The following is a 22,409-nucleotide window of genomic DNA, read 5'->3' on the forward strand; positions in this document are numbered from 1 at the left end:
GGTTTTAGACCGATTTTAACAGCGCTAACGCTGGCCCGAAGGGTGAGTCTCATTTATGAGACTCATTAATCCCAGCAGCTTACTTAGGTAAGTGGCAGGGCTGCCAACACACAAGCAACTTAAAGTATGACGGGTATAGGTATTGTTATGGGTTGCTGTCACAGACCCAGCTAGATAACACTTGGTCACCGCTGCTCTTTGCCGTATCTTTTATATAATGAACACTTTTCGTTTGAGGGTAAGCTTTCCGACAAGCATCCCACGCTTTCCCCCAACTCGCGGTTGGCGGAATAGAATAAGTATAACTTGCCTGCCCCGTTGAGCGATCAAAGATAATTTTTGCCGGATCGGAAACATTGACGATACCAAATATTACCGCGCTAGCCTGAGGAACATAGCTAGCCGTAAATGCGGCGCTACAGAGAAAAAAAGCGAGAGTGCGAAATTTTCCTAATTTCATATTTTACGTCCTTTTAATACTGCATAAAGTTAAAGAGAGTGTTGATACTTATGACTGCGTGACAACTTATTATTTATCGCGGCAATCCCATGCTGCCAACCAGAACACACCACCTGTTGTTTGAGAAATGCCTTGTGTTGCACCTTTAAATTCTACGCTTTTAGTTCCGCGATATCTGGAACGACATTCATCCCATGCGGCTCCCCAACTGTCTTGCCAGACCGAATGGGACATAACTTTCGTTATTACACTTACCCCGCCTAATGTTGCTGCTGAGGTCATAGGTGAAAATAATGCAGGAAGAAATAAAACAGCGGCTATAAGAGAACGAGTCATCAATAACTTTTTATGAATAATGACGTCCATGTGTCATACCTCATCTGAGTAATCCTAATGTGTTTTATTACGGATGGCATGGTGAGGTTACAATAGTCGTTAAAATAAAAAAGGACGTAAGGCGGTCAATTGAGGACAAATCCGGCCATTTTCAGGTATGTCGCTGCGCTCGAAGCTGACGGGGCGTCTTGCCAGTCCAGCGAGTAAATGCACGCCTAAAGCTACGGATGTCATCAAACCCCACCGCAAGACCAATCTTCTCTATCGATAATCGGGATGTATACAGCAATGCTAGCGCACGTTCTTTACGTATATCATCCAGCAACGTGAGATATGTTTTACCACTCTCAGCGAGTCGACGCCGTAAAGTACGCTCACTAAGTGCAAGCTGTTTGGCTATTGCATCGAACATTGGCGGATTTTCTAGTGTTCGATACAAGATGTGAGACACTTCATTAACAATATCTTGCTGGATGGAATAGCGTTCAAGCAGTTGATCGAGAAACTCCAACATCAGTTTATAGTTGACACGATCATGAGTAGGAATAGGTAACTGTAGAATAGACTCTTGAAAATATAATGCATTATGTGGCTGGTTAAAATTCAAATCACAGTTGAACCGCTTCCGATATTTATCTACGTAAGGTGGTGGAAGGAAACTAAAATCAACCTTTATCAACCTCATATTCTTTGTAGACATTTCCTGGACCATTCTTAGTAAGAATGAAAACGCCTCTTCGACAAGAAAAGTCAGAATGTCTATCTGGTGAAGCGTACTGTATGCGAATAATACCAAATTATTCGCTTCATCTTTCTTATAATAAAAATGCAGTAACCCATGGGTAAGCCCTTGATATTTTAACCCGGTATCCAGTACATGATGGAGCGTTGGGCTCGTAATAAAAGCAAAATAAATCGGTCCCATTGTAGAGATAGTATGATTGGAACCAATCTGTAACCCGAACCCATCGCACTGGCAAAGTTGTAACGCCCGCTGGATGATTTTTTGTCCATGGAGTACCGGAACCCGGACATATGGATTATTGATATCTTGAAGGGTAAGGGGGAGTCCAGTCAGGATTCTTTCAGGATCAATGCCCTGACAGGACAGTTCATCAATGATACTACGCAGTAAAAACGTAGGCATGGTTGAATATAAAAACTCGCTGCTTTTCATCACTCCTCCATGACTCCAGAAAAAAGGAAAACATCTCCGCAGCATCCCTACCGTTCCCCGAACGCCATGCGAATGGTACTCTCAGCTTACTTTGTTATCGGACAATGTTGTCTGATGTTGATGGAGTAGAATAAACTTTTTCCAGCGCTACCTGTTGGCGGCGGGTTTCATCCACCCAGCCGACATGAAGCGATAATTCTAATGTAAAACCACTCTGAATACTTTAAATAAAAATGCCACCCAACATAAACAGGTTATGTCGAGCGGCATGGTTTTAAAATGCATTGATTTTAAATGCATGATTTAAAAATGCATCGTATTCAATGTTTAATAAAAAATTTAAAACAAATATACGAAACGCACATTAATATAAAAAACGTCCTCCATATAAAAATTATGACGGGAATTTCAGAGCACTACTTTGCGCACCAGAATTAGAAACAACCCAGGATTTCGCCGCTGAGGTTGTCATCAAACTGTATGAATAGTTAGATGACGCCGTCCATTTAGCAGCAGGTGATTTACTCGCCACAGCTGCCGGTGAACTACCATTATCCGTAAAGGTTGAACCATTACCTTTATCGTCAACCATTCCGTTATTTTCCGCACCAGTACCAAATACGTTACGTTCAGAAATCACATTAGCATTCTGCGCGACAGTAAATGCCAGATTGAATTTATTGACGTAGTTATTAAACACATGGAAATAACCATAACGCATCAGGCCGGGTGCACGAACCTGAATATTTTCGTAATAGTTATGGCAGATGGTCAAACGCGGATAGCCATTGTATGCACTATTATTGTCATCTGCCGGATGGCCGAAAATACAGCCATATTTATGATTTGAGAATAAGCAGTTACTGATTGTGACGTAATCCGCTTTCTCACCGATATAAATCAGCTTATCAAGACTACCATCGCTATCACTCCACGTATGTCCCGGCCATGAGCAGTGATCCACCCAATATCCCTTCCCGTAGTTCAGATACAGTTGGATATCGTCATTATCCTTGATAGAGACATCATGTTTAAAAACCAGATTCTGAAAAATGACGTTAGCTGAAGCACTATCAGCGCGTAGGTGAATATTGGTCAGCACATTAGCCCCGCCGAAAGAACCGACAATGGTTTTATTACTACCAAATACGACCTTGGTCAAAGCTGATGCTTTTAGTGACGATCCCAGCACCACGATAGTTTTTGTGGAGCCGCTCACGGCAGACTTAAAATCGGCCAGAGAATTTACCGTAACAACGTTACCGCCTGTACCTCCGGTAACATTCGCTGCTTTTGCAAAACCAATAATTCCAGTAAGATTTGTTGTTGGATAAGCCATAAATATCCCTCTTTACAATTAGTGAATAGTAATGTCTTCCGATGCATTATTTAATCGATGATAAATAACACGCTTCCGACAATTACAGAGTGTATATAAGAGATTTTATTAAGCTTATTAATTGGGTTTAATAAAAAAACAACCTTGAGAATAATTCACACACTAATTAATACGCCGCCATCCTTTAGTAAAAATAGCAGCGCACAGTTATTATATTATTATCATTACCACCCTTTGACTGCACCACCGTTAAAAATACGATCAGCAGCCCGTTCAACTTCATCAGACTGATAGGCTTTAATAAATTTCTTCACGTTTTCCGCCTCTCTATTATCCTCACGGGTCACAATGATATTCACATACGGCGATTCTTTATCCTCAATAAAAATACCGTCTTTAGTTGGCGTTAAGCCTGTTTGCTGAATATATGTCGTACTGATGATCGCCACGGTCACTTGCGGATCGTCTAACAAACGTGGCAACTGCGCACCTTCGACTTCCATGATACGCAGATTGTGTGGGTTGGTGGTGATATCCAGTACTGTCGGCAATAAACCCGTATCCGGCTTCAAGGTAATTAATCCGGTTTTTGCCAGTAACAGCAGAGCCCGTCCCAGATTGGTAGGATCGAAAGGAATCGCGATGGTGTCGCCGTCTTTCAGATCGTTGATGTTTTTAATCTTCTTCGAATAACCCGCCATCGGGAAAACGAAGGTATTCCCTACCGCCACCAGTTTATAACCGTGTTCACGGTTTTGCTGTTCCAGAAAAGGACGATGTTGGAATACATTCGCATCCAGATCGCTTTTATCCGTTGCCTCATTCGGCAATAGCGAACCGCTGAACCCAACCAGCTCCACATCCAGATTATATTTTTCTTTTGCTACTTTCTTTGCGACATCGGCAACATCCTGCTCTGCACCGTTAATCACTCCAACTTTAATATGATTGGCAGAGTTACCTGCATTATCGCACGCGGCCAATGCCATTGCTGCTGTGACCATTCCCGCCACCAGCGTAATACGCCATCTCGTCATCATTCTGTTTCACCTGATATCGTAAATACATCGATTTCTAAATACATAAATTTAAGGAGAAAAACAGTATGTCTCTCGATAAAATGAGTCAAATAACTCCGCGTTCTATCAATATGCCTTTCATCATTCGCTCAATAAGTGTGGTGATATCTGTTAAGCCGATTCCATTTTAATTATCTACTCTTGCTCGCCTCTGCATTCCCCCGCATTATGACGCTTTGATGACTTTGGATGCACACGGCGAAACCATGATTAATGTGGCTTTGGTTGACGATCACATCGTTGTACGGTCTGGCTTTGCACAGCTTCTAACATTAGAGAATGATATTCAGGTCGTTGGTCAATATGCCTCGGCGGCACAGGCGTGGCCGCATTTGCTCAAACAGCCGATTGACGTTGCCGTGATTGATATCGCCATGCCGGATGAAAGTGGCCTGTCGTTATTAAACCGACTGCGTCAACAGCGTCCCAATTTTCGCGCCATTATTCTGAGCATCTATGACACCACTGCGTTTGTACAGAGCGCGTTGGATGCGGGCGCGGGCGGCTACCTAACGAAACGCTGCGGCCCGGAAGAGCTAGTCCAAGCGGTTCGCGTGGTCAGCAGCGGCGGCCTCTATCTGTGTGCTGATGCACTGCACGCCATTCGCCATCAGCAGCAGCCACCGAAGGAACTGCTGGCACTAACCCCACGCGAGCGAGAAATATTCAGCCTACTGATCAACGGGATTAGTGTAAAAAGCATCGCTGAGCAGCTCGAACTTAGCCACAAGACGGTTCATGTTCACCGCGCCAATATTCTCAGTAAATTACAGTGTGAATCCACGGTAGAACTGGTGCACTTTGCACTGCAACACCAGTTGCTGGCCGGGAAATAGACCATGCGCCGCCTGCACGTCATCGGGATGACGCTGTTTCTGGCCTTTTTCTACAGCCTGATTTGGCTGGCGCTATGGACCATCAGCTTCTATTTGAGCAATAACGGCCAGCAGGCGACGCTGCTTTTACCGCAAGGGCTGCGGCTAGCGTTGATGATCTTGCTACCGCGTAAATACTGGCCGACTCTGCTGCTTTCGGAAATCGCTATCCAAAGCTGGCTTATCAGCGAACAGCTCATGACACGCTCGTTGCTGCTACTTTCCCCTTTCCTGAGCCTTGTTCCGGCCGTCATCACGCATAAAATCTGGTACCGCTATACGCTTTATTGGCAGCGGCTCCTGCTGTTGCTCGCGGCGCTGACGCTTAACACTATTCTGCATGGCATTGCCATCGGCCCCTGGTTGCATTCGCAGCTGACACAAACGCTGCTGGCCACGTTTACCGGTGGCGTACTGCTGATTCCGTTCATCTATCTGCTGTACGAATACATCAAGCAACAGCATTTGCAGACCTTGCTGGCACAGGAGATTCCCGATCCGCCGCTGCGTACTTCACTGCTGATTTGGTGTTCACTATTTTTTTCCATCGGCGTTTGCCTGCAAATGGCGTTCACACCAGAGATGGAACGCCTGCTGCTGATCTTCGTTTTTCTGCCGAATGTGGTGATGGCGTATAAATTCGGCTGGCAAGGTGGTGTACTGTCCGCCGTACTCGGCAGCCTAATGATTGCCGTCACACGTCAGGTGAGCGGAGCCTTTGACGATCTACGCGAGCTGGAACTTTTTCTCTCCACGCAGGCACTGCTCGGCATTGGGTTGGGGATCGCCATCAGCCGTCAGCAACAGCTGGCACAGCGGCTCCAGCGCTATCGCCAGCAGTTGGAACAGGAACTCAAAACCCGGCGTCGGCTGATGGAACGCATCATCCATACCGAAGAAGCCGTGCGCAAAGATATCGCGCGCGAGCTGCACGACGACATCGGCCAAAACATCACCGCGATTCAGATTCAGGCCATGCTGGTAAAACACAGTGCCCCTGCCGATGCAGCCCAGCATGCGGCCGGACAAATCAGCGAGCTGTCGCGGCGTATCCACCACACCACACGCCAACTGTTGCGTCAGCTACGTCCGCCGGTGCTGGATGAAATGGTGCTGGATAAAGCACTGCACCATCTGGCGGATGAGTTCGCCTTCGCGGCTCGCGGCATTCAGTTTCAACTGGATTATCAGCTCCCCACGCCTCCTCATGATGACGTGATAATTTTCACGCTTTATCGGCTAGTGCAGGAACTGCTCAATAACATCAACAAGCATGCCAGCGCCACGCAGATTACCGTCCGTCTTAGCCAGCAGGATGACCTGATTACGCTAGATGTCATCGATAACGGCGTAGGCATCGCACAAAAAGGCAGTACACACTCGACAGGCGGCGGCTTCGGCTTACGAGGCATTGAAGAACGCGTGCAGGCACTGGGCGGAAATTGGTTGGTGAAAGCCGCCGTCAACGGTGAGTCCGCCACGCCGCGTGGCACGCACATAATTGTTAACCTGCCCACAAAATTTAAACAAAAAGACGACTAGCTAGGAATTATTCCTAGCCATCTAAAACCTTGTCTCATCCTTTTTAATTCGCATCCCCCTACTCTTCTCTCAACGCGACGGAGAACCCCATGCAAGCACCCATGTATCCAAAGGGACAGCTTTCACCAACACAAATCAGCCAGCGCTATCGCTACTGGCGACCGCGGTTGTTGATTTCCATGGTCATCGGGTACGCCACATTTTACCTGACGCGTAAAAGCATCAACTTCGTCATGCCGGTGATGCAGTTGGAATTAGGGTTAAGCAAGGGCGATATCGGTCTGCTGGGGACGCTGTTTTACCTCTGTTATGGCGCGTCCAAGTTTATTTCCGGCATCGTATGCGATCGCACTCAGGTGCGCTGGTTTATGGGGGTCGGGCTGATGATTACTGGCGTGCTGAACATTCTGTTCATGTACTGCCAGTCGCTCACCGGATTGCTGATTGTCTGGGCGTTGAATGGTTTCTTTCAAGGCTGGGGGTGGCCCCCTTGCGCCAGACTGCTGAGCAGTTGGTATTCGCGAAATGAGCGCGGCCTTTGGTGGGGATGCTGGAATACGTCGATCAACATCGGCGGCGCGGCAGTTCCCTTACTCGCAGGCTATCTGGCCTCCGAATGGGGATGGCAAGCAGCGCTGCTGGTGCCGGGTATCATCGGCATTGTGATCGGGCTGTGGCTGTGCTGGCAGCTGTGCGACAAACCGCAGCAACAGGGGTTGCCAAGCGTCGGTCAGTGGCGACGCGACGCGCTGGAGCTTCGTCAGGAGCAGCAAAGTCCACCGATGCCGATGCGTCAGATTCTGCGCGATGCGATTTTGCGTAACCGTACCATCTGGCTGCTCGGGTTTTCCTACATTCTGGTGTACCTGATTCGCATCGCACTGAATGACTGGGGAAATATCTGGCTGTCGGAGAGTCACGGTTTCAACCTGCTCAGCGCGAACGCTACGCTGTCGCTATTTGAGCTGGGTGGATTGCTGGGAGCGCTGTTTGCCGGTTGGGGATCGGACCTGCTGTTTCGTGGTCAACGTGCACCGATGATTTTGCTATTTGCACTCGGGCTGTTTTTAACCATGACCGCACTGTGGCTGGCACCGATTCACCACTATTCACTGCTCGCGGCCTGTTTCTTCAGTATCGGATTTTTTGTTTTTGGACCACAGATGTTGATCGGCCTGGCTGCAACGGAATACAGCCATAAGGATGCCGCAGGCACGGTGACAGGTTTTCTGGCGTTGTTTGCCTATCTTGGGGCAGCGCTGGCGGGCTGGCCGCTAGCACAGGTGCTGCAACACTACGGATGGTCGGGATTTTTTACTCTGCTGGCGTTGGCCTCAGCCTGCATCGGACTGTTATTGATGCCGCTGTTAATGGCAGGTGTCAGCCGCCGGGAACGTTTGATGACATCAAAATAGCAATAACAATCGATAACTATACCCTAAATAATTCGAGTTTCAGGACAAAACGTTAGCGTTTTGAACAACGCAAAGCGTTGGCCCGCCAAGGGCAAAGCTTATTTATAAGCCTTGTTACGCGGCAAGCGAAGGAATCCCGATGAGCTTACTCAAGTAAGTGATTCGGGTGAGTGAACGTAGCCAACGCACATGCAACTTGAAGTATGACGGGGATATACAAAGGAAAACATCATGAAACTGAGTACCTTAACGACCCTCATCGCCGCTGGACTGACCGTTGCTGCCGTTACTACTACCACCGCTCGGGCTGAAGGACGCTTAGTTATTTACTGTAGCGCCACCAACGCCTTCTGCGAAGAGGAGGCCAAAGCCTTCGGCGAAAAACACAATGTTAAAACCTCCTTTATCCGTAACGGCTCCGGCAGCACACTGGCGAAAGTCGATGCCGAGAAGAAGAACCCACAGGCCGATGTCTGGTACGGCGGTACGCTGGATCCACAATCTCAAGCGGGCGAAATGGATCTGCTGGAACCCTATCAGTCTAAAAATCTTGATCAGATCATGCCGCAGTTCCGCGATCCTGCCAAACGTAAGGGCAACTACTCGTCTGCGGTTTACGTCGGCATTCTCGGTTTCGGCGTCAACACCGATCGCCTGAAAGAGAAAAATCTTCCAGTGCCACAGTGCTGGAAAGATCTGACTAACCCAGTCTACAAAGGCGAAATCCAAATTGCTGATCCACAGAGCTCCGGTACAGCGTATACCGCGCTGGCAACGTTCTCCCAGCTTTGGGGCCAGGATCAGGCTTTTGATTACCTGAAAAAACTGAATGCCAACGTGTCGCAGTACACCAAGTCCGGTATTGCCCCGGCACGTAACGCCGCACGTGGCGAAACCGCTATTGGCATCGGCTTCCTGCATGATTACTCGCTGGAAAAAGAAAAAGGCGCCCCGCTGACGCTGATCTCCCCGTGTGAAGGCACTGGCTATGAAATTGGCGGCGTCAGCATTCTGAAAGGCGCGCGCAATATGGACAACGCCAAGCTGTTCGTTGACTGGGCGCTGTCAAAAGAAGCACAGGAACTCTCCTGGAAAAAAGGCCAGTCCTACCAGATTCTGACGAACACCACTGCCGAAGCGTCCCCGCTGTCGTTGAAATTGCAGGACTTGAAACTGATTAACTACGACATGGACAAATACGGCGCAGCAGACGTGCGTAAAGAGCTGATTTCCAAGTGGGTTAACGAAGTCAAAATGGGCCAATAATCTCGATTTATTGCCCTTGATTGCAAAAAGAATGGGAGCACTGCGATACGCGCGTTTCGCTTAACGCAGTGTTCTCAACATCGCTGATTGACCATTACTCAATATTATTAACCAACCAATACCTGTGACGATTCAATCTCATAAAACAATTCTATATACCCTAAATAATTCGAGTTGCGGGAAGGCGGCAACCGAGCGAGTCCCCAGGAGCTTACTCAGGTAAGTGACTGGGGTGAGTAAGGGCAGCCAACGCACAGGCAATTTGAAGTATGACGGGTATAAAACTTGCACGCACCAGGGAACCATCATGTCACACACAATAACGCTTTCACCGACGCCTAAACGGGATCCTGTTTTCCTGTGGCTGGCGCTGATTGCAGCAACATTTTTGCTGCTGCCAGCGTGGAGCCTGGATTACGGCCTGCTTGATGCCTCACGCGATGAACTACTGGCGGCCTATAGCTGGTCGAGCCTGAATATCAGCCTGCTTTGGTTTTTGCTCCCGTTAGGATTACTGGCGCGTCCACTGCTTACGCCCAGCCGGGAACAGCGCGGTCGCCACCGTTTCGATGCGGCTTATGCCTTGTTCTGTGCCCTTTTTGTGGTCATCAGTGCGACCATTGAGGGTCGTGGAATGGGCTATGGCACTATCACGCTGTTTGTTGCCCTAAGTGCAATCATCACACTGGCGCTTTCACGGCTTGACTGGCTAGGTGGCGATCGCTTCGTCATCGGCTCACTCATTAGCATCATCGCGCTGATCGGCGTCTTTATTCTTTACCCCAGCATCGCCATCTTTATCCCGATGTTCACCAACGACAGCGGTGAATTCGCGCCGCTGGCATTCATGCAGATTCTGAGTCAGACGCACATTTTACGGGTGATCTGGAACTCCTTCCTGCTGTCGGTTGCCGTCGGTATCGGCTGTACCTTCTTCGGTATGGTGTTGGCGATTTACACTTCACGTATCGCCCGCCGCTCCGCTATTATTGGCCGCATTTTCTCCATACTGCCTATCGTTACGCCACCGTTTGTCGTCGGGTTAGGCGTGACGCTGATGATGGGCCGCTCCGGGTATGTTACCGAGTTGATGGTAGCCTGGTTCGGCCTGACGAACACCAACTGGCTGTACGGTTTTACTGGCATCTGGCTGGCGCAGGTGCTCGCCTTCACGCCAATGTCGTTTATGATTCTCGAAGGCGCGATGAAGACCATTCATCCGTCTCTGGAAGAAGCATCGTACACGCTACGCGCCAACCGCTATCAAACCTTTCAGCGCGTTTTCCTGCCCCTGCTGAAACCCGCGCTGGCTAACTCGTTCCTGATCGTGATCGTCCAGTCGCTGGCCGATTTCAGTAACCCGCTGGTGCTAGGCGGCAACTTCGACGTACTCGCTACCCAGATTTACTTCTACATCACTGGCGCACAGCTGGATTACCAGTCAGCCAGTACGCTCGGCGTTGTCCTGCTGTTGTTCTCACTGGCTGTGTTCTGCGTGCAATATCTGTGGATCGGCAAACGCTCCTACGTCACGATTTCCGGTAAGTCCTACCGGGGAGATGTGCAGCCGCTGCCCGTTTCGCTGGTGTGGATCGTCAGCATCCTGCTCTATGTCTGGATTGCCTTTAACGTTCTGCTGTACGGCAGCATTTTCTACGGCAGCTTTACCGTTAACTGGGGCGTGGATTACACCCTGACGCTGGCAAACTTCAGCAAGCTGTTCGGACAAGGCTTTAGCGACGGCGCCTGGCCTTCCCTGCTGGATACGTTGCTGTTCGCGGGTATCGCCGCACCCATTACGGCACTGTTCGGGCTGCTTATCGCCTACATCGTGGTGCGCCAGCAGTTCTACGGCAAGAAGGCTATCGAGTTCACCACCATGCTGTGCTTTGCCGTACCGGGTACCGTTGCTGGTGTGTCTTACATCCTGGCCTTTAACAGTGCGCCCGTTTACTTAACGGGAACAGCGGTAATCGTCATCATGTCGATGGTGATGCGTAACGTGCCGGTCGGTATTCGCGCGGGTATTGCGGGTCTGGGGCAGTTGGATAAATCGCTGGACGAGGCGTCGCTCAGCTTGAGAGCGGGTTCGATGCGCACGGTGTTTTATATTCTGCTACCGCTACTGCGTCCGGCCATTCTGTCCGCACTGATTTACAGCTTCGTGCGTGCCATTACCACGGTTAGCGCCATCATCTTCCTGGTTACACCGGATACTCGCGTCGCCACGTCTTATATCCTTAACCGCGTGGAAGACGGTGAATACGGTATGGCGATCGCCTACGGTTCCATCCTGATTGTGGTCATGCTGGCCATTATTTTCCTGTTCGATTATCTGGTCGGTGAAGCGCGGGTTTCCCGCACGAAAGCCAAGAATAGTGACTAAGCGGAGTGATTACCTTGAATACTGAAAAAAACTTTGTTGAACTGAAGCACGTCACTAAACGTTTCGGCAACAACACCGTCATTGATGATTTGAATCTGGCGATCCCACAGGGAAAAATGGTGACGCTGTTAGGGCCATCTGGCTGCGGTAAAACCACGGTACTCCGAGCCGTTGCAGGTCTGGAAAAACCGACGGAAGGCCAGATTTTCATCGACGGCGAAGACGTCACCGAGCGCTCGATTCAACAGCGTGATATTTGCATGGTGTTCCAGTCTTACGCCCTCTTCCCGCATATGTCGCTGGGGGAAAACATCGGCTACGGGCTGAAAATGCTCGGCCGCCCGAAGGCAGAAATCAATCAACGCGTCAAAGAAGCGCTGGCGCTGGTCGATCTGGAAGGGTTTGAAGATCGCTACGTCGACCAGATTTCTGGTGGACAGCAACAGCGCGTCGCTCTGGCGCGCGCACTGATCCTTAAGCCTAAAGTCCTGCTGTTCGATGAGCCACTGAGTAACCTTGACGCCAACCTGCGCCGCAGCATGCGTGAGAAAATCCGTGAGCTTCAACAACAGTTCAACATCACCTCATTGTACGTCACGCACGATCAGAGCGAAGCCTTTGCGGTATCCGACATGGTTCTGGTGATGAACAAAGGCAAAATCATGCAGTTGGGCGCACCACAGGAGCTCTATCGCCAGCCCGCTTCACGCTTCATGGCCAGCTTTATGGGGGATGCCAATATTTTCCCTGCCACCTTCACGGCAGACAGCGTGAACATCTATGGCTACCTCATTCCGCGTCCGCAGGATTTTGCCGCCGGATTAAGCGAATCGACCGTCGGTATTCGCCCGGAAGCGATTACGCTCAGCCATCAAGGTGACGAGAGCCAGCGTTGCACTATCACACAAGTCGCCTATATGGGGCCGCAGTATGAAGTGCAGGTGGACTGGCACGGCCAATCGATGCTGTTGCAGGTTAATGCTACCCAGCTTCAACCGAACCCAGGCGACAGCTACTACCTGCAAATTCACCCTTACGGTATGTTTGTGCTATCCGAGCAGTAAATAGCGGATAACTCACTGCCTATATACCGGGAGCATTCGCTCCCGGTTTTACTTTTGTCGCATTCCAACCCTGACATACTTTCATTTTGACCGGCTTTGATTGCGCCGGAATACATACGCCTGTTACGGATTCCCTACGCGATTTGTTATGATAACGCTCTCTCACGCACGGAATGGCCACAATGAAACAGAAACCCATAACACTAAACGATGTCGCCGATCATGCCGGGGTTTCCTATCAGACGGTGTCCCGTGTTCTGAATCAAGCGCCTCATGTTTCATCCCGTACTCGCAGTAAAGTGGAACAGGCGATGGCCGAGTTGAATTACACGCCTAACCGCGTCGCACAGCAGCTGGCAGGGAAAACCATCACCACGCTGGGACTGGTAACTACCGATCTTTCACTGCACGCACCGTCACAAATTGCCGCCGCGATTAAGAGCACCGCCAGCCAGTTGGGGATCAATATCGTGATGTCCATGCTGAGCAGCCCGGATGTCAACACCTGCAATAACGCTGTTAACGACCTGCTTTCTCAGCGAGTCAGCGGCGTCATCGTGAATGTTCCGCTATCAACGGATGAAGTCGCCCACATTAGCCAAACCTGTGCCGATACCCCCGTGCTGTTTATGGATGCCGATCCGCATACCGACATACTCAACGTCATGTTCGATCCCGATCACGGTGCACGTTTAGCTATCACGCATTTGGTGCAACTAGGGCACCAACATATCGCCCTGCTGACAGGGCCAATGACCTCGATTTCTGCCCGCCTGCGTTATGAGGGCTGGCTAACCGAACTGGAAAAACAGCAACTATCCCCCACTTCGGTACTGCACGGAGACTGGAGCGCCGCTTCTGGTTACCACCAAACGCTGGTTCTGCTGGGGCAATCCCTGCGCGTATCCGCCATTGTTGTGGCTAACGATCAAATGGCGCTTGGCGTTCTGCGCGCACTGCACGAGTATGGTCTGCGCGTGCCGGAGCAAATGTCGGTAATAGGCTTTGACGATACTCAGGACAGCGCCTATTACACCCCGCCACTGACAACCATTCGGCAGGATTTCAGGCTATTAGGTAAAGAAGGTGTCACTCGTTTACTCGCTACGCTGCACGATTCTACCCAGATCACGTCACTGCTGTTACCCACTGAACTGATCGTACGCCATAGCACCGCCGTACATTCATCAACCCATGCCTCTCTGCAAGAATTAACAAAAAATCTGTTGGACATTACGCGCCAGCTCCAGCGTTTGTAACCCATTACACAACAACATCGTTTGCACCATACTTGCCTAAACCTGACAAAATAATTTAATAAACAATAGGTTATTAATTAACCTTGTTGATTTATTACGTATAGCTTTCCAAATTCAATGTTCTTTCATTTCTTTTGCAAACGATCTTTGTGATCGCTTCCACTTTATTGTCACATTCCGCTTTACTCACTTTGGTGAGTCGATATGTTATGGAAAATAGAAATTGTGAGCGGATAACAATTTTAATTAGCCAATCACAATGAAGACTCAAGACGTTCAGGAGTAAAGCCATCATGAGCGACACCGTTTTACCGAATCCAATACGCCATCACGCCACGCTACGAGACATTCTTGCCAGACGTGATTGGGAAAACCCAGCCTGCACAAACTATCAGAGGCTCCCTGCACACCCACCGTTCAACAGTTGGCGAAGCGTGACTGCGGCACAGCAAGATGAGCCATCGCAGCGTGTTCGACGCTTGAATGGCGAGTGGGTGTTTAGTTATTTCAGTCGTCCTGAAGCCGTACCGGAAAGCTGGCTACAGCAGGACCTGCCTGATTCCGCTACCCTTCCAGTTCCTTCCAATTGGCAGCTACAGGGCTATGACACGCCGATTTACACCAACGTCAAATACCCGTTCCCCGTGAATCCACCTTATGTGCCGAAGGATAATCCAACCGGTTGTTACTCGCTCACTTTTAAGGCCAATCATGATTGGCTCAACAGCGGACAAACGCGGATTATTTTTGATGGTGTCAATTCCGCATTTTATCTCTGGTGTAACGGCCACTGGGTGGGATATTCGCAGGATAGTCGTCTACCTGCGGAGTTTGATATTGGTCGCTATCTGACGGTCGGGGAAAATCGACTGGCAGTGATGGTCTTACGCTGGTCTGATGGAAGCTATCTGGAAGATCAGGACATGTGGCGCATGAGCGGTATTTTCCGCGACGTCACACTTCTGCACAAACCAGCCGTTCACCTCAATGATATCCAACTGACTACACCGCTTAGCGCCGATTTCCGCCACGGCACGCTGGATATTCAGGTGAGAGCAACGCTTTCTGAAGCAGAAGCCAAACACCATCGCATCCACACACAACTCTGGCGTGGTAATCGGCTTATCGGCGATACACATCAGGCGTTCGGTACCAGCATTGTTGATGAACGCGGCGTCTACCACGACAAGGCTTTTCTCCGTATTGATGTGCCACAGCCCGATCTGTGGAGTGCCGAGCTACCACACCTGTATCGCGCCGTTATTTCATTGGAAACGACAGAAGGCGAACTCATCGAAGCGGAAGCCTATGATGTCGGTTTCAGAAAAGTTGAAATCCGCAGCGGCCTGCTGCTGCTTAATGGCAAACCGCTGCTGATCCGCGGGGTTAATCGTCACGAGCACCATCCGCAGCATGGTCAGGTCATGGATGAAGACACAATGCGGCGCGATATTATGCTGATGAAGCAGCATAATTTTAACGCGGTGCGTTGCTCACATTACCCTAACCATCCGCTGTGGTATCGGTTGTGCGATCGCTACGGTTTGTATGTGGTCGATGAAGCGAATATTGAGACACACGGCATGCAGCCGATGAATCGTCTGTCGGACGATCCTGTGTGGCTGCCAGCCTATAGCGAACGCGTATCAAGGATGGTACAGCGTGACCGTAATCATCCCTGCATCATTATCTGGTCATTGGGGAACGAATCCGGCTACGGCGCAAACCATGATGCACTTTACCAGTGGATCAAACGCCACGATCCCACTCGCCCCGTGCATTACGAAGGCGGCGGCGCGAATAGCCGTGCGACTGACATCGTATGCCCAATGTACGCCCGCGTTGATGAAGATCAGCCCTTCCCCGTCGTCCCCAAATGGTCGATCACAAAATGGATCAGTATGCCGGATGAACATCGGCCGCTCATCCTCTGTGAGTATGCACACGCAATGGGCAACAGCCTGGGGGGATTCGCCCGCTATTGGAAAGCATTCCGTCAATATCCTCGGTTACAGGGCGGATTCATCTGGGATTGGGTCGATCAGGCCCTGATTCGCCATGATGAACAGGGCAACGCCTACTGGGCGTACGGCGGAGATTTTGGCGACATGCCTAACGATCGCCAGTTCTGCCTGGACGGCCTGCTTTTCCCCGATCGCACCCCACATCCCAGCCTGTATGAAGCCCAACGAGCACAGCAGCATATTCAATTCGTCTGGCAGGCTGAGTCCCCCTGTGAATTACGTGTTACCAGCGAGTACCTGTTCCGTCATACGGACAACGAGAAGTTGAACTGGAGCATTACACTGGACGATAAGACGCTAGCAGAAGGTTCGCTACCCTTGAAGCTCGCTCCCCAGACGACACAAACGTTGACGCTGCTGGAATCACTCCCCATCATCGATCACACAGGAGAACTTTGGCTCAATGTTGAGATCGTACAGCCCAAGGAGACAGTTTGGTCGGAAGCAAATCATCGTTGTGCCTGGGATCAGTGGCAGCTCCCGGCAACACTTCATCTGCCAGAGGCATGTTCTGGACAGAAAAAACCACCGATTCTGCGAGAGTCCGACATCTATTTTGACGTTGTTCAGGGCGAACAACATTGGCGATTTAATCGCCAAAGCGGCTGGCTGGAGCAATGGTGGGCAGCCGATATCCCAACACTGCTGACTCCCTTACAAGATCAATTCGTTCGGGCACCGCTGGATAACGATATCGGTATCAGTGAGGTCGATCGCATCGATCCACGCGCCTGGGCTGAGCGCTGGAAATCAGCCGGGCTTTATCAATTACATGCGCAGTGTGTAGCAATTCAGGCAGATCAACTCGCCGATGCCGTGCTTATTGTCACTGAACATGTTTTCCGTCATGCAGGGCAGATTCTGCTACGGAGTAAAAAGCGCTGGCAGATTGATGCCCATGGCGTGATGACCACCGATGTTGACGTTGATGTCGCGACTGTCCTTCCGTCACTGGCCAGAGTCGGTTTGAGTTGCCAGCTCGCTGACGTCGAGCCTCTGGTCAGTTGGGTCGGGCTTGGACCACATGAAAATTATCCTGACCGACAGCTCGCCGCACAGCATGGGCATTGGAATCTGCCGTTGGATGACCTGCACACGCCTTATATTTTCCCATCGGAGAACGGACTGCGCTGCAACACGCGTACGCTGGCGTATGGCAAATGGACTATCACCGGAAATTTCCACTTTGGGCTAAGCCGCTACGGACTACCACAGTTGATGACGTGTACCCACCATCATTTATTAGAAAAGGAAAAAGGCGTTTGGCTCAATCTGGATGGCTTCCATATGGGAATTGGTGGCGATGACTCCTGGAGTCCCAGCGTCCATCACGATGATTTGCTAACAGCAACGCATTATCACTATCGCGTCGCTATTCAACATCACTGACCGCATTGATATGAAAAAAGCAGTATTAAAAACAGAGAAAGAGTGCGGCTACGCTGCCTCTTTCCATCTCAGTTGTATCCAGCAAGTATATATCCGCCATCAAAATAAATGTTGCGGGTATTATGCATATCGGAGAAGACAACATGTACTACCTATACAATAAGAATTTCTGGATATTCGGCCTTTTTTTCTTTTTCTATTTCTTCATCATGGGGGCTTACTTCCCCTTCTTTCCTATTTGGCTTCATGATATTAACCAAATAAGCAAAAGCGACACGGGTATTATCTTCGCCTGCATTTCCTTTTTCGCTCTGTTATTTCAACCTATATTTGGCTTGCTCTCCGATAAATTAGGATTGAGAAAGCACCTGCTATGGATTATCACCATTATGCTGGTGTTTTTTGCTCCGTTCTTTATTTATGTTTTTGGCCCATTGCTAAAATACAATATCGTTTTAGGCTCTATCGTCGGCGGGATTTATCTGGGGTTTATCAACAACGGCGGCGCACCGGCCATTGAAGCCTATATCGAGAAAGTCAGCCGCCGCAGCCAATTTGAATTTGGCCGCGCACGTCTGTTCGGCTGCCTTGGCTGGGCGCTCTGCGCGTCTATTGTCGGCATTATGTTTACCATCAATAACCAGTTTGTTTTTTGGCTTGGTTCCGGTTGTGCAGTCATCCTCGCCATCCTGCTACTGTTTGCAAAACCAGAGGTTTCTTCCAGCGCTATCGTCGCCGACCATGTTGGCTCCAACCAGAAACCCTTTAGTCTGAAAATGGCCGCCGAACTGCTAAAAGAACGCAAAATCTGGTTCCTGACCCTCTATGTCGTCGGCGTTTCTTGCACCTATGATGTGTTCGATCAGCAGTTCGCCAACTTTTTCACATCATTTTTCGAGACCCGACAGGAAGGCACAAGAGTATTTGGCTATGTCACCACGCTGGGTGAATTGCTTAATGCCACCATTATGTTTTTTGCACCGCTGATTGTGAACCGTATCGGCGGTAAAAACGCCCTGCTCATTGCCGGGACGATTATGTCCGTGCGCATTATTGGCTCGGCTTTTGCCGACTCGGTACTAGAAGTCATTGTGTTGAAAACACTACACATGTTCGAAGTACCTTTCCTGATTGTCGGCTGCTTCAAGTACATTACCACGGTCTTTGAAGTCCGTTTTTCTGCGACGATTTACCTAGTGTGCTTCTGTTTCTTCAAACAGATATCAATCATTTTCATGTCTATCTTCGCTGGCAATATGTATGACAGCATCGGTTTTCATGGCACTTACCTGATTTTAGGCGGCATCGCCCTCTCTTTTACAGCGATATCCCTATTTACGCTGTCAGGTAAAGGACCGCTATATGCCTTTTCCACTAAACAAAAAACACCGTTGAACACACTTTAGTGGTGGCTGAACACAATAAAATGTCGGTATTTGCCAAAAATATCGGCAAATTGCGCATTCTCTCACCGAACAGTGTGATTTTGTGGTTTCCGCCTTTGACATGGCCAGCGCACGCCGCTATTATGCGCCCCGTTCACACGATTCCTCTGTAGTTCAGTCGGTAGAACGGCGGACTGTTAATCCGTATGTCACTGGTTCAAGTCCAGTCAGAGGAGCCAAATTCTTGTTTTCATGTCTCTTTGCGAATCCTTATACGATGTAGATTCAATAAGTTAATGTGAAAAGTCTTCCCGATGCATTTTCAGTTTACCCTCCGCATCGGGAGAATTTGGTGGTCAGATTTGGGGTCTTTCCGGTTCGATAATGGAGTGACCCGCATATGTCCCTTAATGACACTAAAATCCGCAACTTAAAACCACCTGTTACCCCCATAAAACTGTCCGATTCACACGGTCTGTATCTTCACGTTAAACCTACTGGTTCACGTCTCTGGTACTTCAGATACTATTTTTGTGGCAAAGAAACCCGCATAGCGTTAGGTGCTTATCCGTTAATCAGTCTGTCAGAAGCGCGCCAGAAACGCGATGAACTCCGCAAACTTCTGGCACAGAATATCAACCCGGCGCAGCAACGTGCCGCAGAAAAGGCGGCTCGTTCACCTGCAAAGAGTTTCAAGACCGTGGCATTGAGCTGGCATAAAAGCAACAGAACCTGGTCAGAAAACCATGCCGCCCGTCTGCTTGCCAGCATGAATAATCATATCTTCCCGATAATTGGGCACCTGCCTGTTACAGAACTGAAAACCCGTCACTTTATTGACTTGCTGAAAGGTATCGAGAAAAAAGGTTTGCTGGAAGTGGCGGCTCGTACCCGACAGCATATGTGCAACATCATGCGTCATGCCGTGCATCAGGAGTTGATAGAGCACAACCCGGCGGCAAATCTGGACGGGATAATAGCCCCTCCCGTTAAACACCACTACCCTGCCCTTCCGTTGGAACGACTGCCGGAGCTGCTGGCTAGCATTGAGGACTACAAACAAGGACGAGAATTAACCCGCTTGGCAGTCTCACTCACCCTGCACCTATTCATCCGTTCCAGCGAACTGCGTTTTGCCCGCTGGTCTGAGATCGATTTCAGAAACAAAATCTGGACCATTCCAGCCACCCGCGAAGCCATCCCCGGTGTCCGCTACTCTGGGCGTGGGGCGAAAATGCGCACGCCGCATATCGTTCCCCTCTCCCGTCAGTCCATCACTATTCTGAAACAGATACGGGAAATATCCGGGCATCAGGAACTAATATTTCCCGGTGATCATAATCGGTATAAGCCAATGTGCGAAAACACGGTCAACAAGGCTTTGCGTGTGATGGGTTATGACACAAAAGATGAAATCTGCGGTCACGGATTCCGAGCAATGGCCTGTAGTGCGCTGATGGAATCTGGACTGTGGGCGCAGGATGCGGTTGAACGACAGATGAGCCATCAAGAACGCAATAGCGTTCGAGCGGCTTACATCCATAAAGCTGAATATCTCGAGACCCGTAAAGCGATGATGCAATGGTGGTCAGATTATTTGGATACCAACCGAGAAGGATATGTTGCGCCATACATTTATGCTCAACAACATAAGACGGCTGGAGCGACCTGATCGATAATGCACCTAAGAGCAGATCCTGATAACAGGATCTGCTTTTCAGACTGCGAGAAAATCTTGCCTCAACCTTTCAAAAAAAATCGAGAAATGTCAGGAAATTACTCAGACCGGATACAGGAATGAAGGTCTATTGAGGGGTAATCAACAACGTAGAATTAGGGTTACTTTTCTTATAACGATGGTACTGCAAGATTAGCGTTGCGAGATCCTCATCGACAGCATAAAAATACGCTTCCGGCACATCCAGCACCGCCGCAAAGCGGCAAACCAGACCAAAATCCGGTGAACTGACTTCCCTTTCATATTGGCTTACGCGAGAACTCGACGTCTCTTCATCCAGTCCAGCGAGACAACCGAGCTCGACCTGTTTTAATCCTGCATTCACTCGGGCCAATCTTAATCGTTTACCAATCACGGCATTACCTGCTTCGCAGATTAACATAAGCCGATTATCGCCGTTCCCGCCATGCCTCTCTTGAAGTGGTTCTTCACCCAATAAATTTAAAATTTATTTTTGGTTATTTTAAGATCAAAAATGAAGATTTAATTTATTGAGAGTAGGAATAATTAAATTTAGGAGGGTAAACGCACAGAGATTGAATACCATGACGCATTAGGCATCAACCTTACTGAGGTGTGATGAGCAGCGTGGAGTTTGGGTTGGCTTTTTTGAAACGGTGATACTGTAAGATCAAGGTGGCAAGATCGTCATCAACCGCATAGAAATACGCTTCAGGAACATCCAGCACTGTAGCGAATCGAGAAACCAGTCCAAAGTCTGGCGCACTGACTTCTCTTTCGTATTGGCTCACACGAGAGCTTGCCGTTTCCTCATCCAGACCAGCGAGGCAACCGAGCTCTGCCTGCTTTAATCCCTTGTTTACTCGGGCTAGTCTTAATCGCTTACCAATCACGGTGTTATCCACAGTACTGATCAACATATACTGATTATCGCTTCTCTCAATAAGTCCTTCTTGAAGCATTTCTTTCCTAAATAAATTTTATCTTTATTTTTGGTTGTTTTTTCACCCATAATGAAGATATAGTTTACTGGAAGAAGTAAAATTTCAATCCAAGAGGAGGACGTATGAACATTGAACAACAGGAACAACGACTGGACTGGCATCCTGCCGATATCATTGCAGCTCTGCGTAAACGGAAGACAACGTTAGCCGCCGTATCACGTGAGGCGGGCCTTAGTTCATCAACGCTCGCAAATGCACTAAACCGTCCCTGGCCAAAAGGTGAACGGCTCATTGCAGATGCCCTGGGCATACCAGCGAGTGAGATCTGGCCGAATCGTTATTTCGATTCACAAGGGCAGCGCATTCCAAGAGAAATTCGTCATAAAAACAATTAGATCATTTGCTGGGCTTAAACGCCAACAATCAGGGAAAACAAGTTTTTATCTCAACTCGGTTCAACCGTACCGCATCATCAATTGGTTCGTTAATGACTTAGAACCAATTGATATGCCGTAAATCATGATATTTTCATTCCTTTTTTGATGCGGAGCTTTGGTCGTATTGCTCTGAATAAAATCAGCAACGCACAGAATAAAGTTAGCCCATCTGCTGATAGCATCCTAGTTGGAACATTTTTGTGACCGCCAGCGAAAAGCGATTAATAACATCATCGTTATAATAACAACCTCTCATTAATCCTATTCCTCATTTTTAGAATCCTATCTATACGTCATGGCTGCATAAGGGAATGTTAGACACCTATGCATATA

The 22,409-nt window shown here is 49.1% G+C and carries 18 protein-coding genes and 1 tRNA gene; 12 read left to right on the forward strand and 7 right to left on the reverse strand.

What is annotated here, in order from left to right; genetic code table 11:
• Window positions 1–145 precede the first annotated feature (145 nt).
• From CLR69_RS08660 to CLR69_RS08680, 5 genes are all read right to left on the reverse strand, one after another.
• Complete coding sequence (locus CLR69_RS08660; RefSeq protein ID WP_129713299.1) at window positions 146–460, reverse strand: hypothetical protein; 315 nt, start codon at window positions 458–460, stop codon at window positions 146–148.
• 69 nt (window positions 461–529) lie between these two features.
• Window positions 530–826 carry a hypothetical protein gene (locus CLR69_RS08665; RefSeq protein WP_129703901.1) on the reverse strand — a complete coding sequence of 99 codons (297 nt, stop codon included), beginning with the start codon at window positions 824–826 and terminating at the stop codon, window positions 530–532.
• Between the two features lie 121 nt (window positions 827–947).
• Window positions 948–1,973 carry an AraC family transcriptional regulator ligand-binding domain-containing protein gene (locus CLR69_RS08670; protein WP_165324942.1) on the reverse strand — a complete coding sequence of 342 codons (1,026 nt, stop codon included), beginning with the start codon at window positions 1,971–1,973 and terminating at the stop codon, window positions 948–950.
• Between the two features lie 394 nt (window positions 1,974–2,367).
• Window positions 2,368–3,312 (reverse strand): pectate lyase family protein, encoded by a 945-nt coding sequence (locus CLR69_RS08675; protein ID WP_129713300.1) that lies wholly within the window; start codon window positions 3,310–3,312, stop codon window positions 2,368–2,370.
• 224 nt (window positions 3,313–3,536) lie between these two features.
• Entirely contained in the window at window positions 3,537–4,352 is an 816-nt protein-coding gene (locus CLR69_RS08680; RefSeq protein ID WP_129713301.1) for a MetQ/NlpA family lipoprotein, read from the reverse strand.
• 245 nt (window positions 4,353–4,597) lie between these two features.
• On the opposite strand from CLR69_RS08680, the gene CLR69_RS08685 reads away from it, so the two are divergent.
• The 11 genes from CLR69_RS08685 (at window position 4,598) to CLR69_RS08735 (ending at window position 20,668) form a co-directional block, all read left to right on the forward strand.
• A complete protein-coding gene (locus tag CLR69_RS08685; RefSeq protein ID WP_129704895.1) occupies window positions 4,598–5,227 on the forward strand; it encodes a response regulator transcription factor in 630 nt (209 codons plus the stop codon).
• Between the two features lie 3 nt (window positions 5,228–5,230).
• Complete coding sequence (locus tag CLR69_RS08690) at window positions 5,231–6,808, forward strand: MASE1 domain-containing sensor histidine kinase (RefSeq protein ID WP_129713302.1); 1,578 nt, start codon at window positions 5,231–5,233, stop codon at window positions 6,806–6,808.
• 89 nt (window positions 6,809–6,897) lie between these two features.
• Window positions 6,898–8,223, forward strand: coding sequence for an MFS transporter family glucose-6-phosphate receptor UhpC (uhpC, locus tag CLR69_RS08695; protein ID WP_129703891.1), 1,326 nt, complete (start codon window positions 6,898–6,900; stop codon window positions 8,221–8,223).
• Between the two features lie 231 nt (window positions 8,224–8,454).
• Window positions 8,455–9,489, forward strand: a complete 1,035-nt coding sequence (locus tag CLR69_RS08700) for an ABC transporter substrate-binding protein (RefSeq protein WP_129713303.1) — start codon at window positions 8,455–8,457, stop codon at window positions 9,487–9,489.
• 307 nt (window positions 9,490–9,796) lie between these two features.
• Complete coding sequence (locus tag CLR69_RS08705; protein WP_129713304.1) at window positions 9,797–11,875, forward strand: ABC transporter permease; 2,079 nt, start codon at window positions 9,797–9,799, stop codon at window positions 11,873–11,875.
• Between the two features lie 5 nt (window positions 11,876–11,880).
• Window positions 11,881–12,939: a ferric ABC transporter ATP-binding protein gene (gene fbpC, locus CLR69_RS08710; protein WP_197730540.1), complete on the forward strand. Its 1,059-nt coding sequence runs from the start codon at window positions 11,881–11,883 to the stop codon at window positions 12,937–12,939.
• A gap of 182 nt (window positions 12,940–13,121) precedes the next feature.
• Window positions 13,122–14,198 carry a LacI family DNA-binding transcriptional regulator gene (locus CLR69_RS08715; protein ID WP_129713306.1) on the forward strand — a complete coding sequence of 359 codons (1,077 nt, stop codon included), beginning with the start codon at window positions 13,122–13,124 and terminating at the stop codon, window positions 14,196–14,198.
• A 293-nt stretch (window positions 14,199–14,491) separates the two neighbouring features.
• Entirely contained in the window at window positions 14,492–17,611 is a 3,120-nt protein-coding gene (locus CLR69_RS08720) for a beta-galactosidase (RefSeq protein WP_129713307.1), read from the forward strand.
• 143 nt (window positions 17,612–17,754) lie between these two features.
• Complete coding sequence (locus CLR69_RS08725) at window positions 17,755–19,017, forward strand: MFS transporter (protein ID WP_129713308.1); 1,263 nt, start codon at window positions 17,755–17,757, stop codon at window positions 19,015–19,017.
• Between the two features lie 142 nt (window positions 19,018–19,159).
• Window positions 19,160–19,235 (forward strand) — tRNA-Asn (locus tag CLR69_RS08730).
• 161 nt (window positions 19,236–19,396) lie between these two features.
• Window positions 19,397–20,668 (forward strand): tyrosine-type recombinase/integrase, encoded by a 1,272-nt coding sequence (locus CLR69_RS08735; protein WP_129713309.1) that lies wholly within the window; start codon window positions 19,397–19,399, stop codon window positions 20,666–20,668.
• Between the two features lie 133 nt (window positions 20,669–20,801).
• Here the strand turns inward: CLR69_RS08735 and CLR69_RS08740 are convergent, their stop codons facing one another.
• Entirely contained in the window at window positions 20,802–21,116 is a 315-nt protein-coding gene (locus CLR69_RS08740; protein ID WP_025918867.1) for a helix-turn-helix domain-containing protein, read from the reverse strand.
• A gap of 184 nt (window positions 21,117–21,300) precedes the next feature.
• Window positions 21,301–21,615: a helix-turn-helix domain-containing protein gene (locus tag CLR69_RS08745; RefSeq protein WP_025918866.1), complete on the reverse strand. Its 315-nt coding sequence runs from the start codon at window positions 21,613–21,615 to the stop codon at window positions 21,301–21,303.
• 146 nt (window positions 21,616–21,761) lie between these two features.
• Here CLR69_RS08745 and CLR69_RS08750 point away from each other — a divergent pair, with 146 nt between their 5' ends.
• On the forward strand, window positions 21,762–22,034 hold the full coding sequence (locus CLR69_RS08750) for a helix-turn-helix domain-containing protein (protein ID WP_129713310.1): 273 nt from the start codon (window positions 21,762–21,764) through the stop codon (window positions 22,032–22,034).
• Window positions 22,035–22,409: the final 375 nt, after the last annotated feature.

It is taken from the genome of Pectobacterium zantedeschiae, assembly GCF_004137795.1.
Lineage (GTDB): Bacteria > Pseudomonadota > Gammaproteobacteria > Enterobacterales > Enterobacteriaceae > Pectobacterium > Pectobacterium zantedeschiae.